The 13,547-nt window shown below is 50.0% G+C and carries 12 protein-coding genes; 8 read left to right on the top strand and 4 right to left on the bottom strand.

The genetic code is table 11. From position 1 onward, the window contains the following. Positions 1-164: 164 nt before the first annotated feature. From ACSTTO_RS06335 to ACSTTO_RS06320, 4 genes are all read left to right on the top strand, one after another. Complete coding sequence (locus ACSTTO_RS06335) at positions 165-1,718, top strand: ABC transporter ATP-binding protein (RefSeq protein WP_439272308.1); 1,554 nt, start codon at positions 165-167, stop codon at positions 1,716-1,718. Further along, the gene (locus ACSTTO_RS06330) at positions 1,718-2,806 is read left to right on the top strand and encodes an ABC transporter permease (protein ID WP_439272491.1); all 1,089 of its coding nucleotides are present in this window, start codon (positions 1,718-1,720) and stop codon (positions 2,804-2,806) included. Before ACSTTO_RS06335 ends, ACSTTO_RS06330 begins: the two co-directional genes overlap by 1 nt. Before the next feature lie 3 nt (positions 2,807-2,809). Then, positions 2,810-3,730: an ABC transporter permease gene (locus ACSTTO_RS06325; protein ID WP_439272307.1), complete on the top strand. Its 921-nt coding sequence runs from the start codon at positions 2,810-2,812 to the stop codon at positions 3,728-3,730. Between the two features lie 92 nt (positions 3,731-3,822). Next, positions 3,823-4,890 (top strand): BMP family ABC transporter substrate-binding protein, encoded by a 1,068-nt coding sequence (locus ACSTTO_RS06320; RefSeq protein WP_439272306.1) that lies wholly within the window; start codon positions 3,823-3,825, stop codon positions 4,888-4,890. A 72-nt stretch (positions 4,891-4,962) separates the two neighbouring features. Here ACSTTO_RS06320 and bfr read toward each other — a convergent pair whose 3' ends face one another. From bfr to ACSTTO_RS06305, 3 genes are all read right to left on the bottom strand, one after another. After that, a complete protein-coding gene (gene bfr, locus ACSTTO_RS06315) occupies positions 4,963-5,448 on the bottom strand; it encodes a bacterioferritin (RefSeq protein ID WP_439272304.1) in 486 nt (161 codons plus the stop codon). Next, positions 5,414-5,725: a (2Fe-2S)-binding protein gene (locus ACSTTO_RS06310; RefSeq protein WP_439272303.1), complete on the bottom strand. Its 312-nt coding sequence runs from the start codon at positions 5,723-5,725 to the stop codon at positions 5,414-5,416. Before ACSTTO_RS06310 ends, bfr begins: the two co-directional genes overlap by 35 nt. A 489-nt stretch (positions 5,726-6,214) precedes the next feature. Then, positions 6,215-8,230 carry a TonB-dependent receptor domain-containing protein gene (locus ACSTTO_RS06305; protein ID WP_439272302.1) on the bottom strand — a complete coding sequence of 672 codons (2,016 nt, stop codon included), beginning with the start codon at positions 8,228-8,230 and terminating at the stop codon, positions 6,215-6,217. A 342-nt stretch (positions 8,231-8,572) separates the two neighbouring features. Here ACSTTO_RS06305 and ACSTTO_RS06300 point away from each other — a divergent pair, with 342 nt between their 5' ends. The 4 genes from ACSTTO_RS06300 to ACSTTO_RS06285 all read left to right on the top strand — a co-directional run bounded on the left by ACSTTO_RS06300 (position 8,573) and on the right by ACSTTO_RS06285 (position 12,859). Continuing rightward, positions 8,573-9,634 carry a hemin-degrading factor gene (locus ACSTTO_RS06300; RefSeq protein WP_439272301.1) on the top strand — a complete coding sequence of 354 codons (1,062 nt, stop codon included), beginning with the start codon at positions 8,573-8,575 and terminating at the stop codon, positions 9,632-9,634. A 181-nt stretch (positions 9,635-9,815) separates the two neighbouring features. Beyond that, complete coding sequence (locus tag ACSTTO_RS06295) at positions 9,816-10,730, top strand: heme/hemin ABC transporter substrate-binding protein (protein WP_439272300.1); 915 nt, start codon at positions 9,816-9,818, stop codon at positions 10,728-10,730. A 252-nt stretch (positions 10,731-10,982) separates the two neighbouring features. Then, positions 10,983-12,068 (top strand): FecCD family ABC transporter permease, encoded by a 1,086-nt coding sequence (locus ACSTTO_RS06290; protein WP_439272490.1) that lies wholly within the window; start codon positions 10,983-10,985, stop codon positions 12,066-12,068. A 2-nt stretch (positions 12,069-12,070) separates the two neighbouring features. Then, positions 12,071-12,859: a heme ABC transporter ATP-binding protein gene (locus ACSTTO_RS06285; RefSeq protein WP_439272298.1), complete on the top strand. Its 789-nt coding sequence runs from the start codon at positions 12,071-12,073 to the stop codon at positions 12,857-12,859. 111 nt (positions 12,860-12,970) lie between these two features. Here the strand turns inward: ACSTTO_RS06285 and rirA are convergent, their stop codons facing one another. Then, on the bottom strand, positions 12,971-13,438 hold the full coding sequence (gene rirA, locus ACSTTO_RS06280) for an iron-responsive transcriptional regulator RirA (RefSeq protein WP_439272296.1): 468 nt from the start codon (positions 13,436-13,438) through the stop codon (positions 12,971-12,973). Between the last annotated feature and the right edge of the window lie 109 nt (positions 13,439-13,547).

Here is a 13,547-nt window from a genome sequence, read left to right as displayed (position 1 = left end):
GATACCGGCGAATTTGGATTTTCGCCGGTATTGCTTCAGGTTTTGCGCCACTGCTTTGTGTTTTATTATAAAAATTGTTTATAGAATTGTTATAAAGTAGTTTTGGGCTTCCTTATTTTTTCGGCTATGGCATAAAATTGGCGGAAGAAATGTCGCGGGGGTACATGGCACAATCTTCCCTAAAGATACAGCGCAATACGCCGCTGCTGGAAGTTCAGCATATAACCAAAAATTTTGGTGCGCTGAAGGCGTGCGACCGGATTGATTTGACCATTGAGCACGGGGAAATACACGCACTTCTCGGCGAGAATGGTGCCGGAAAATCCACTTTGGTAAAAATGCTCTTTGGCTCTTTGCAGCCATTGGAAGGACGGATTTTCTGGAAAGGGCGCAAGGTGCAGATGACAAGCCCTGCCTGTGCACGCAAGCTTGGCATTGGCATGGTGTTTCAGCATTTTTCCCTGTTTGACAGCCTCACTGCCGCAGAAAATATCGCGCTTTCGCTTGATGCGCGCCTGTCTTTGAATGAAGTGGCTCAAAAGGCCGCACAGGTTGGAGAAACCTATGGCTTGCCGGTGGATACAGAGGCGCTTGTTGGTGATCTTTCCGTGGGGGAGCGCCAGCGTATTGAGATTATCCGCTGCCTGTTGCAGGAGCCGGAACTGATTATTCTGGATGAGCCAACTTCTGTTTTAACCCCGCAAGAGGCGGATAAGCTTTTTGTAACACTCAAACGCCTGAAGAATGAGGGCAAATCCATTCTCTATATCAGCCACAGGCTGGAGGAAGTGAAGCAGATTTGCGACCGCGCAACGGTGCTGCGTCATGGCAGGGTTGTTTCACATTGCACGCCTTCACAGGAGACTGCTGCATCCCTTGCCCGTATGATGGTGGGGGAGGATGTGGCTGTTGTTGAGCGGCCAAAAGCGGAAATTCAGGCCGGCAATCCGGAGAATTTGCTGGCGATCAGCGGGCTTTCGCAAGCGCCGCGCGGGCCGTTCTCAACGGCTTTGTGCAATATTTGCTTAAATGTGCAGGCGGGGGAGGTTGTGGGCATTGCCGGTGTTGCCGGTAACGGCCAGAGTGAGTTTTTTGAGGCGGTATCGGGCGAGATATTGCAGGAGCAGGCGGCAACGGTCTGTATTCGCGGGCAGGCGGCAGGCCATGCGGGCATTACAGGCCGGCGCATGCTCGGCGCGGGATTTGTGCCGGAAGAACGGCTCGGTCACGGGGCGGTGCCGGAACTGCCATTGACCGATAATCTTTTTTTATCGCGCTATCAGACAGATGCAAAAATGTTTTTGCAGGGCGGTTTTTTGAAAATTCTCTCACAAGGGGCGTTGTCGCACGCTGCCAAACGCATCAATGCCATGATGGATGTGCGAAAAAATGCAGAAAATCCGCCTGCCGGCGCCTTATCCGGCGGCAATTTGCAAAAATTTATTATCGGGCGTGAGCTTGATCGCAATCCGGCGGTTTTGGTGGTCAATCAGCCAACATGGGGTGTTGATGCCGGTGCGGCTATGCGTATCCGGCAGGCTTTGGTGGATTTGTCGCGTCAGGGCTCGGCCGTGCTTGTTATCAGCCAGGATCTTGATGAATTGTTTGAAATTTGCGACCGCATTGCGGTTATGCATCACGGCCGGCTTTCTGAAGCGCTGCCGCGCGATTGTGTGAATGCCGAGAAAATCGGCCTGATGATGGGCGGGGCGCTATGATGCGGATTGAGCTGATCAAAAGAGACCGGCCTTCGCGCTGGTTCAGTGCTCTGTCACCATTGCTGGCGCTTGTTCTTGCCATGGTTTGCGGGGCGGTGCTGTTTGCGGTGATGGGCAAGGATCCTTTTGCGGCATTGCATGCTTTTTTCATTGAGCCGTTGCTTGATATGTGGTCGATCCATGAATTGCTGGTCAAGGCCGCACCGCTTATCCTTATCGCCGTTGGCCTTTCTGTGTGTTATTTGTCGAATAACTGGAATATCGGCGCTGAAGGTCAGTTGACTATGGGGGCTATTGCCGGCTCTGTCCTGCCGATTATGTTCCCGCAGGTGCAGGGCTGGTATGTGCTGCCGCTGATGCTCATAACGGGCATGGCCGGCGGGGCGCTTTATGGTGCAATTCCGGCCTTGTTGCGTGTGCGTTTTAACGCCAATACAATTCTCACCAGCCTGATGCTGGTTTATGTGGCACAGTTTTTTCTTGACTGGCTGGTGCGCGGCCCGTGGCGCAATCCTGAGGGCAATAATTTTCCCGAGAGCCGCCAGTTTCATGATTATGCGGTGCTGCCGGAAATATGGCCGGCGGCAGGGCGTGCCCATTGGGGCTTTATCTTTGCCATTATAGCGGCAATCCTGCTGTGGTTTATGTTGCGCAGCACTTTGAAGGGGTTTCAAATCAAGGTGGTTGGCCAAAGCCCGCGTGCGGCACATTTTGCCGGTTTCAGCACCGTAAAAACCACGTTTTTTGTTTTTTTATTATCCGGGGCGCTGGCCGGCCTTGCCGGTATCAGTGAAGTATCGGGTGCTATCGGCCAATTGCGTACCACCATTACGCCGGGTTATGGTTTTACTGCGATTATTGTTGCTTTTCTCGGCCGGCTTAATCCGCTTGGCATCGTTGCCGCCGGTCTGGTACTGGCCTTATCCTATCTTGGCGGGGAGGCGGCGCAGCTTTCCATCGGTATATCTGAAAAATCGGCACGGGTTTTTCAGGGGATGATCCTGTTTTTTGTGCTGGCCTGCGATACTTTTATTCATTACCGCATTCGCATTACCGGCAAGCATCATAATATGCAGGGGGAGGCCTGAGCCATGGATATGACGCAGGCAATTATGCTGACCATTGCAACGGCTGCCACGCCCTTGCTGATTGCCGCCATTGGTGAACTGGTGGTGGAGCGTGCCGGTGTGCTCAATCTTGGTGTGGAAGGCATGATGCTGATGGGGGCTGTTACCGGTTTTGGGATTGCCCATCTCACCGGTAATCCGTGGGCGGGCATGATTGCAGCAATTGCGGCAGGTGCGGCCTGTGCCTTGCTGTTTGGTTTTCTCACACTCACATTGGTAACCAATCAGGTGGCCACGGGTCTGGCGCTCACCATTCTGGGGCTTGGGGCTTCTGCGGTTATCGGAGAGGGCTTTGTCGGCCTGCCGGGGGTGCGGCTTGGCGCAATCAATATTCCTTATCTGAGTGATATTCCGCTGATTGGTAAATTGCTGTTCGGGCAGGATCCGATCTTTTATATTGGGCTTATTTTGGCAGGCGGGGTCAGCTGGTTTTTGTTTCGCACAAGAGCCGGGCTTAAATTGCGCTCTATTGGCGATAATCACAGCTCTGCTCATGCGCTGGGCATCAATGTGGTGCGCACACGCTATTTTGCTGTGCTGTTTGGCGGTGCCTGTGCCGGCCTTGCCGGTGCGCAGCTTTCGCTGGTTTATGTGCCGCAATGGGTTGAGAATATGACCGCCGGCCGCGGCTGGATTGCACTGGCTTTGGTGGTCTTTGCCTCATGGCGGCCCTGGCGTGTTCTGATCGGAGCCTATTTGTTTGGCGCGGTAACGATCGGCCAGCTTCATGCGCAGGCTTTTGGCATCGGGCTGCCGCCGCAGCTGTTATCGGCCTTGCCATATCTGGCCACCATTATTGTTCTGGTGCTTATCTCACGCAATCGCCGCCTGACCATGATGAACACGCCTGCATCGCTTGGTAAGCCTTTTGTGCCCGATCGTTGAGGCGTGAATTGGGAATATGCCCGCTAAAGCGGTGATATTATGTGTTTTATGCAATATTATTGGTATCAACCATTAACAGGAGAACGGGGACAATGAAAAAGACACTCGCATTGCTTGCCACAGCGGCAGCATTTGCCATTGCAGGTGCCGCACAGGCTGAGGAGAAACTGAAAGTCGGCTTTATTTATATCGGCCCTCCGGGGGATTTCGGCTGGACTTATCAGCATGATGAGGCCCGCAAGGAGCTTGAGAAGGAACTTGGTGACAAGATCACCACCAGCTATCTGGAAAGCGTGCCGGAAGGTGCTGATGCTGAACGCTCAATTGAGCGTTTGGCGCGTGCGGGGAATAAGCTGATTTTTACGACTTCTTTCGGCTATATGGATCCGACAATCAAGGTTGCCAAGAAATTTCCGGATGTGAAATTTGAACATGCAACCGGTTACAAGACTGCGGAAAATGTATCGGCCTATAATGCGCGTTTTTATGAAGGCCGCTATGTGCAGGGGCAGATTGCCGCCAAATTGTCAAAAAATGGCATGGCCGGTTTTATCGGCTCTGTGCCGGTGCCGGAAGTTGTGCAGGCAATCAATGCTTTTATGATCGGCGCGCAATCGGTCAATCCTGATTTCAAGGTCAAGATTATCTGGGCAAATTCATGGTTTGATCCGGGCAAGGAGGCTGATGCTGCCAAGGCTCTGATTGATCAGGGGGTTGATATTCTTACCCAGCACACAGATTCCACCGCGCCCATTCAGGTTGCCGCAGAGCGCGGCATCAAGGCATTCGGGCAGGCCTCCGATATGATCAAGTTTGGCCCTGAAACCCAGCTGACGGCAACGATTGATCATTGGTCGCCTTATTATATCGAGCGCACCAAAGCTGTTCTGGATGGCACATGGAAGTCGCAAAACACATTTAACGGGATGAATACCGGCCTTGTGGCTATGGCACCGCTGACCAATATGCCTGATGATGTGAAGGCAATGGCTGAAGAAACCATCAAGAAGCTGACATCGGGTGAATTGAAGCCATTTACCGGACCGCTGAAAAAACAGGATGGTTCTGTCTGGCTGAAGGAAGGTGAAACAGCTGATGATGACGCGATTATCAGCATGAATTTCTATGTTCAGGGTATTGATGACAAGCTGCCGCAATAAAGGTAGCCGCATCACAATATTTGTGAAAGGCTCCGCATTGCGGAGCCTTTCAGCTATTTGTTTTATATTTGCTTATTCAGCTTCATCAGCGGGAGCGGCATTGAGCATGCCATAACGCTCTTCACCAATCTTGCCGAGCAGTTCAAGCTGGGTTTCAAGGAAGTCGATATGGCCTTCTTCATCCTTGAGAAGATCATCAAAAAGCTGACGGCTTACATAGTCACCGGCTTCATCGCAGATTTCACGCGATTTCTTGTAAGATGTGCGGGCCTCATATTCACCGGCAAGATCAGCCTCCAGAACTTCTTTCACATTCTGGCCGATACGCAGCGGCGCAACGGTTTGCAGATTTGGATGGCCTTCAAGAAAAATGATGCGGTCGATGAGGCGGTCTGCGTGATGCATTTCTTCAATCGACTCTTCGCGCTCTTTTTTTGCCAGACGGGTATAGCCCCAATCAGACAACAGACGGTAATGCAGCCAATATTGATTTACAGCACCGAGTTCAAGGAAAAGAGCCTCATTAAGCCGCTCGATGACTTTTTTGTCGCCTTTCATTCCATTTGCTCCCGAATTGTTCACGCAATGCACGGACGCGATCAATATAGACGATAAATTCAGAATCATCATGTTCGCGCCGAAGATGATATTCTTCGGTGACTTTTATGATCGTTTCAACAACATTTGGAAAGCAGCCGCAGCACCGGCCGCGTTTTTTCATTGCATGATAGACCTTGGCGGGAACAATCAACTGCCAGCAATCCTCATCCAGCATCTGAATGATCGTATCTTCAATCTCTTTGGCAGTAATAATATTGCAGTGACAAACTAACATGCCGCACCTGCAGAGATAAGATCATGCTGATTTGCCGGAAATACAAAATCAGAACTGTAAGCGCATTCTATAAAAAAAGAAGGGCTAAGCTGTTTTACTTGGCTGACCTGCATATTGAAGCGGGTAGTTTTGCTGATAGCAAAAATATGTCTGAACATTCTTCCTCCAAATGAATGGGTCAAGGCCAAACATTTAAAGTTGCACTGTAACTGTTTGATTTTCTAATGCTTGAGGACGCAGGGCTTGTCAAATGCCCCAGTTTAAAACCGTTACAAAAAACAATAATTTAGAACCATTTTAAACTTGAGTTAAACACCCATATTAATTGTATTATTTATGCTGAAAACAAGCGGATATGATTGTTTTTAAGGTATTTTGCTACCTGTGCGACTTGTTGACGCATATCGGGTATGATTGTGATTTCAACAGAAAATTTTGGCCACACCGCGCTCTTATAAGGCTTGATGTGGCCTGTATCATCAGGCTTGATCAGAACTGGAACTGTGTGGCCACAACAAATGTGCGCCCCTGACCGGAACCATAAGTGCTGAGCGCGGGCGTATATTTTTCGTTTAACAGATTGGTGACCTTGAAGGACAGATCAACATTTTGGTTGAATTTGTAAGTCGCAAAAATATCCACGAGATTATAGGATGGCGATGTGAATGCGCCGCTATAGCTGCTGCCTAAGCCGGAAGAAACATATTGATAATGCATTCCGGCTTCCAGTTTGCGCTCAAGGAAGCGGGCGCCGGCCATAAGAGAGACGATATTATCCGGCAGATACTGCCCTGTGCCAAGTCCGGCCTGCTGTTGCGGCAGTTCAGATTTACTGTATGTATAGCCGATGCTGCCAAAGACAAAACCAGCATCATAATTGGCCTCAAGCTCAAAGCCGCGCACTGTTGATGTGCCGTCAATATTGACGAATTGATTGCGACTAAAAGATGCCGTGATGTAATCTTCAACACGCATTGTGAAGTAGTTGGCCTTGAAGCGCAGCCTGTCTTCAGCAGTAAACAGGTTATCCTGTGCAATATTCAGCCCGAATTCCCAGCCGCGTTGTTTTTCCGGCAGAAGATCAGGGTTGCCTTTCATGCCGCCGGCATGGGCAATGCCGCCCAGCATGGTTTCCTGCAGGGTTGGCGCACGCATGGAATGGGCATAGGTAACATATGGCTGCAACCAGTCCGTTACATTATAGGCAAGTGTAACTTTAGGGCTGAGACGACCATCGCTGTTTTTGATCGTGCCGTCCTTATTCTCAAGCCTGAAATGATCGTAACGCAAACCGGTCAGAAGTTGGAAATTCTCATAAGTCCATTCAGCTTCAGTAAATATCGCGCTGCGATTGGCTGTGGAATCACCCGGATTAACGCCCGTTTTTACACCACCAGTGTTATCGTGATTATATTCAAAGCCGTATTTCCAATCGATATAAAGATCATTGAATGTAAAATGTGAAGTATTGGCAGCATTGAGGCCGATCGATTCATTTTTGATCTCACGGCCTGTGTAAGAACCGGTACCGCTGGTATAATTGAGTTTTGTGCTGTTGAAATAGCTGTTAACACTCAGATCAACCAGATTATTATCGGCAGGCCTGTATTGATAATTTGCTGTAAAGGTGCGGTTTTGCAGCAGCATATCATAAATAATCGGCTTGCCGCCGGGGCGGAAACTTGGCTGCCATGAGCCATATTTATTATTATAAATTATGCCGCCGAGTGTCAGCTTGTGATCTTCAGCAAAATTGAACTCGGTCTTGAACAGGCCGGAGGTCAGCTCCTGACCGGTTTTTTCAACAATATCACCGGCACCGTTTTTATAATCTTTGGAATCACGGCGGCTGATGGCTGCAAGAATGCCAACTTCATTGACACGGGCGGCACCTGCCAGCATTTCTGAAAAGCCGACACCATTGCTGCCCCAAGAAGCACGGCCGAGAACACCTTTATCCCTCCCATTGAGCAACACATCATCAACGCCAAGTGTGCGGAAATTAACACTGCCGGCCAGCCCGGTGCCGCCTTGGGTTGTTATGGCGCCGCGGGTGATATCGACTGATGACAGAAGATTGGGGTCAATATAAGCATAGCCCTGTGCATCATGGCCGGTGGTGCGGAATGTTTGCGGTGCGCCGTCAATCATCATACTCACGCGTCCGGAGCCTTCAAAACCGCGAATATTAACAGCAACACCGGGATTGGAACCGTTAATTGTAGTGAAAACCCCGGGGGTGGTGCGTAAAACCGTGTCCAGTTTTTCGCGACCATTCAGTTTGATGCGGGTTTTGGAAATCGTGCTCACAGGGGCAGGGCGTGCGGTGATATCCTGCGGATTTACGGTTTTGATATTGATTGTATCAAGCTGGAGATTGCCGGTTTTTTCTGCTGCCGGCTTGCCCTCTTGCGCCTGTGCCGCGCCTGCCAAGATGATTAATGTGATCGCGCTGCTGCCAAGACCTGCTTTAAGAAATCTGGCTATATTGGAACTTTGCTGCATGTTTTGTCTCCGCATCGTCGCTGCTTTCAGGCGTGGCAAGCAAGGCATTTGCAAATTGAAAATATTGATGAATCAATCCGTTATGAATGTTTTTTAAACGGATAAGATTGTGGATATTCACGAAAATTTAATATGACTCGAATTATCCACTATTGCCTCCATTAAATAATATGATATTTTGAGTCAAGAATTATACCGGCGATTAACAGGTAAAAATTGCAGCGATGCAGACAAAGCCGGAAAGCACAATTCAACCGGTCTGATGGTTTTGAAAATTATCAGGCCACATCAAGGCTCATAATCAACCGCATTTGCACAGGCGGTCAAAGACAGGCTCATAAAATGATTGCACAGCACACTCTTTCACCACACGATATTCTGCGCTTGCGCAGAGAAGATCCTAATTCCCGTGAAAGGGACTTTGCCAAGGCAAATGGTATTACCGAGGCAGATCTTGTTGCCGCCCATGTGGGCATTTGCGCGACCCGTCTGAATGTGGATATTGCCGCTATTCTCAATGGCGCGGCCACCCTTGGCGAGGTTATGGCGCTGACACGCAATGAAAGCGTTGTGCATGAAAAGATCGGACCTTATGAAAAGGTGTCTGTTGGTGCGCATGCATCGCTCGTGCTTGGCAGGCAGATTGATTTGCGTATTTTCCCCAAAGCCTGGGCTTATGGTTTTGCCGTTGAAAAAGCCGGTTCTGAAGGCAATATCCGCCGTTCATTGCAATTTTTTAATCATCAGGGTGATGCGGTTCATAAAATTCATTTACGTGAAAAATCTGATCTTGCGGCCTATCAAACCCTTGTTGCCCGTTTGCGCTGTGAAGAGCAAAGCCGGACTGTGGCGCTTAGCCCAGCAAAGGCCAAGGAAGTGCAAAAAGACATTGCTGCCATTGATATAGATGGTCTTCGTGAACGCTGGACAAATATGACCGATGTTCATCAGTTTGTGACGATCCTGCGGGATTATGCGGTGACGCGTAAACAGGCTGTTGAGCTTGCCGGTGCGCAATTTGCATGGGAATTGCAGGCCGGCAGTGTGGAAATGATGATGAACACTGCTGCCGTATCCGGCCAGCCGATTATGGTTTTTGCCGGCAATAATGGTTGCATTCAAATTCATACCGGTCCGGTCAAAGAGATTAAAATGATGGGGCCGTGGCTTAATATTATGGATCCCGCATTTCATATGCATTTGCGTACTGATCATATTCATACGGTCTGGGTGGTGCGCAAACCAACCAAAGACGGACATGTCACATCGCTTGAGGCTTATGATGTGCAGGGAGAAATGATTGTTCAGTTTTTTGGTGCGCGTCAGGAAGGCGAGGCTGAACGCACCGACTGGCGTGAACTGGTGGAATCTCTCCCGCGTCTTTCAAACTCTGCCGCAGCCTGATTATTGCCGCTATATATGCAGGGCAGGGTTTTACTGCCTTGCATATTTGCGTTGTTTTTGCAGGTATTTTTTCCTGATCAGGCAGTCTTCCATATTTTAAATATCCGGCCGCCGGCATTTGCCTGTGGTTTGAAAAGCCTTCAGGTGGCTCATGTTTTTTGCTCGCACGAAACACCAATTTTTGTCCTTTTTTCAATCTTCCTGTTTTGTGGCCTGTTTTTCTGCCGGCCTGTCTGTCTGCCTTTATACTGTGCCGGCTACAGTGCCGATATGCGGTTTGATTGCCGCGGCGCAGGCTGCTGAAGTTGAAAAATTTGCTGATACATCGCGGTTGGTGAGCATTGGCGGTGCGCTGACCGAGATTATCTATGCCTTGGGCGAGGATGGCAAATTGATTGCCCGTGACCGCACCAGCACCTATCCGCAAGCTGTTCAGAAATTGCCGGATATTGGCTATATGCGCCAGCTTTCGCCGGAAGGTGTATTGTCTGTAATGCCAACGGCAGTGTTGCTTGTTGAGGGCAGCGGCCCTGCAGAAACACTGGATGTGCTCAAGCGCGCCTCTGTGCCAATTCTTATCGTGCCGGAAGAATTCAGTGCGGATGGCATTGCAAACAAGATTAATATTATTGGCGAGGCGCTTGGCGTTAAAGACAAGGCCGCGGCACTTGCTGCCAAAGTAAGCGCGGATTTGAAAGCAATCGAGCAAAAAACCGCATCAATTAAACAGAAAAAACGTGTGCTTTTTATTCTGTCCCGTCAGGGCGGTCGTATCATGGCATCGGGGCAGGGAACAGCGGCTGATATGATGATCAGGCTGGCTGGCGGTGTTAACGCTGTTACTGAATATAAAGGCTACAAACAGCTCACTGATGAGGCGCTGGATAAAGCCGCTCCTGATCTCATCTTGTTGATGAAAACAGATGCACATGATGGTCATGCTGATTTGCTGGACAACCCCGCGCTTGCTGCAACGCCTGCCGGCAGAAACAAGGCAATTATTGCAATGGACGGGCTTTATCTGTTGGGTTTCGGGCCGCGTACAGCGCAGGCCGCACAGCAATTGTCTGAAGCCCTTTATGCTGAAAAGAACTGATCGGGTTGCAACAATGGTTTGGCCTGTATGCATTGATAACCGGCTCTGTGCAGGCTTCGGGTTGCATGGAACTGATATAGGAAGCATAAGACTTTGATTGATAATATCGGGATAGATAAGGCTGGAATTGATGCTGCCGGGGCTGATACCGTTGGCGCTATGCCCGCATCCCGCCTGATCAGGCGCAAGGCGGCTGCGGTATCGCATCATGTAAGTGTGCAATCGCTGCAAACAGGCGTGGCACCTCAGGCTATGCAGGCTAATCGGGAGGGGCCGGCTAATCAGGATGGAGACCGCTCCTGCAAGGCGCGGCGCACAATTCTTTTTCTCTCTGTGTTGCTGGTGTCTTCTGCCTTGTTCAGCCTCACACTCGGGGCATCACAAGCCTCTGGCTGGCCGGTGCTGAAATCCCTGTTCAGCGCGCAGGCCAGTTTTTCCGATATCGCTGCACAACGCGATCATATTATTATTATGGATATTCGCTTGCCGCGGATTATATTGGGCATGATGATCGGGGCATCTCTTGCGGTATCGGGCGCTGTCATGCAGGGGCTGTTTCGCAATCCTTTGGCAGATCCGGGAATTGTGGGGGTTTCTGCCGGCGCAAGCCTTGGCGCTATTATAGTGATTGTGCTGGGCGGCAGCTTTCTGGCGCCTGTCTTAAAGATTTTCGGGATTTATCTGCTGCCTTTGGCCGCCTTTACCGGCGGGCTTATCACAACACTTATCCTTTATCGCATAGCCACACGCCGCGGCAGAACCTCTGTCGCCACCATGTTGCTTGCAGGTATTGCACTTGGTGCAATGTCCGGCGCATTCAGCGGTATTCTGGTTTATATTGCTGATGACCGGCAATTGCGGGATCTTACTTTTTGGGGCATGGGCTCGCTTGCAGGTGCAACATGGGTTAAAATTTTTACTGCAGGTCCTGTTATTGCGCTCACATTGTTTGCAGCACCTTTTCTGGCGCGCGGCCTGAATGCTTTGTCGCTGGGTGAGGCGGCGGCCAATCATCTCGGTATGCCCGTCCAGCGGATAAAAAATACGGCAATTGTGCTGGTTGCGGCTGCAACCGGTGCATCGGTAGCGGTCAGCGGCGGTATTGGTTTTGTCGGCATTGTGGTGCCGCATTTGCTGCGCCTTTTTATCGGTCCGGATCATCGCTATCTGCTGCCGGCATGCGGCTTGCTTGGTGCATGTATGTTGCTTTTGGCTGATGCTGCAAGCCGCACGATTGTTGCGCCTGCAGAAATTCCGATCGGCATTGTTACGGCATTTGCCGGTGCGCCGTTCTTCCTCTGGATTTTATTGCGCCGCCGTTCTGTGCTGGATCTGTAAATATGATTGAAACACAAGATTTTTCTGTGCATCTTGGTGCAAAAACCATTCTTGAAAATGTGAATATCTGCGCCAAAGCCGGAGCAATAACGGCAATTGTCGGCCCGAATGGTTCCGGAAAAACCACCTTGATCCGCGCTTTATCCGGTGATCTGCCTTACAAGGGCAGGGCGCTGCTGGATGGTGCCGGTTTTGAAACCTATAAGCCATGGCAGATGGCAGAGCGCCGCGCCGTGCTGCCGCAGGCAAGCGCATTATCCTTTCCGTTTACTGTGCGTGAAATTGTAAGCCTTGGTCTTACCGGCGGATGTTCCGGTGTGCGCAGATGTGAGGAAGTGTATTTGCCGGATAAGGCGCTGGAGCTTGTTGATCTTGCAGGCTTTGGCGGGCGCTATTATCAGGAATTATCCGGCGGCGAGCAGCAGCGCGCACAACTTGCCCGTGTTTTATGCCAGGTGTGGAAGCCGGTTTTGGAGGGCAGGCCGCGTTTTTTGTTGCTGGATGAACCTGTATCAAGTCTTGATATCCGCCATCAGATTCTTGTTATGGATATTGCCCGCAATTTTGCCGCCAAAGGCGGCGGGGTTATCACGGTTTTACATGATCTCAATCTGACCGCTCTTTATGCCGATCATGTTATTATGGTGCATAAGGGCAGAGTTGAAGCCTGCGGCAGCGTGAGAGAAACTTTTACTGATGAGCGATTGTTGCGGGTTTATCAATGCCCGTTGCAGGTTGGTGTTGCGCCTGCTGCCGGCAGGCCGTTTATTCTGCCGCATTCTGTTTTTTAAATCTTTTCAACAAAACAAAGAAATACCCACATAAAAAGCCCTGACATATGTTGCAGGGCTTTTTATTCATTCAATCAGTTGGCTGTTTGCTAAATCAGATAACCAGTTCAATCAGTTAACCGAAGCGGCTACAGGCCGGTTTTCCAGTTCATCAATACCGAGCAATGCCCGCACATTGGGGCGCGCATCAATCAGATCCTGAATACTGTATTTGGCCAATACGCCAAAAAACGCATTCAATGCCTCGCGCAGGGCAGAATTTAATGCGCAACTATCAATCAACGGGCATTCGCTGTCGCTGTCGAAACATTCAGCCATTGCAAAACTGTCTTCAGTCACCCGCACAACGTCAAACAGGGATATATCGGCGGCAGGGCGCGCCAGCCTTACTCCACCATTACGCCCGCGCACAGTGGCAACAATATTATTCTCAACAAGAGGCTGGAGAATTTTAAACAGAAATAATTCCGATACTGTATAGGCTTTGGCAATTTCCGCGATGCGGCTGAGACTGCCTTCATTGGCTGCACAATACATCAGCATACGAATGGCATAATTGGTTTGTCTGGTAAGACGCATTTCAGGTCCTTTCCCGCAGCATAAACCGGTGCTGCAAAAATATGGGCGCAGTTTAGAACCATTCTGAAAAAATATGAAGTCCTGTTTTGCTAAAACTTACTTTTTTAAT

It is taken from the genome of Pseudochrobactrum albidum (assembly GCF_051851455.1).
Classification (GTDB): domain Bacteria; phylum Pseudomonadota; class Alphaproteobacteria; order Rhizobiales; family Rhizobiaceae; genus Pseudochrobactrum.
The sequence above is the reverse complement of the archived record's forward strand: the minus strand, read 5'-3'. Positions and strand labels throughout refer to the sequence as shown.

What these genes read in the sequence shown, in the direction of transcription:
- ACSTTO_RS06335 (WP_439272308.1), top strand. Translation starts at nt 165, where the DNA reads ATGGCACAATCTTCCCTAAAGATACAGCGCAATACGCCGCTGCTGGAA.
- ACSTTO_RS06330 (WP_439272491.1), top strand. Translation starts at nt 1,718, where the DNA reads ATGCGGATTGAGCTGATCAAAAGAGACCGGCCTTCGCGCTGGTTCAGT.
- ACSTTO_RS06325 (WP_439272307.1), top strand. Translation starts at nt 2,810, where the DNA reads ATGGATATGACGCAGGCAATTATGCTGACCATTGCAACGGCTGCCACG.
- ACSTTO_RS06320 (WP_439272306.1), top strand. Translation starts at nt 3,823, where the DNA reads ATGAAAAAGACACTCGCATTGCTTGCCACAGCGGCAGCATTTGCCATT.
- bfr (WP_439272304.1), bottom strand. Translation starts at nt 5,448, where the DNA reads ATGAAAGGCGACAAAAAAGTCATCGAGCGGCTTAATGAGGCTCTTTTC.
- ACSTTO_RS06310 (WP_439272303.1), bottom strand. Translation starts at nt 5,725, where the DNA reads ATGTTAGTTTGTCACTGCAATATTATTACTGCCAAAGAGATTGAAGAT.
- ACSTTO_RS06305 (WP_439272302.1), bottom strand. Translation starts at nt 8,230, where the DNA reads ATGCAGCAAAGTTCCAATATAGCCAGATTTCTTAAAGCAGGTCTTGGC.
- ACSTTO_RS06300 (WP_439272301.1), top strand. Translation starts at nt 8,573, where the DNA reads ATGATTGCACAGCACACTCTTTCACCACACGATATTCTGCGCTTGCGC.
- ACSTTO_RS06290 (WP_439272490.1), top strand. Translation starts at nt 10,983, where the DNA reads ATGCAGGCTAATCGGGAGGGGCCGGCTAATCAGGATGGAGACCGCTCC.
- ACSTTO_RS06285 (WP_439272298.1), top strand. Translation starts at nt 12,071, where the DNA reads ATGATTGAAACACAAGATTTTTCTGTGCATCTTGGTGCAAAAACCATT.
- rirA (WP_439272296.1), bottom strand. Translation starts at nt 13,438, where the DNA reads ATGCGTCTTACCAGACAAACCAATTATGCCATTCGTATGCTGATGTAT.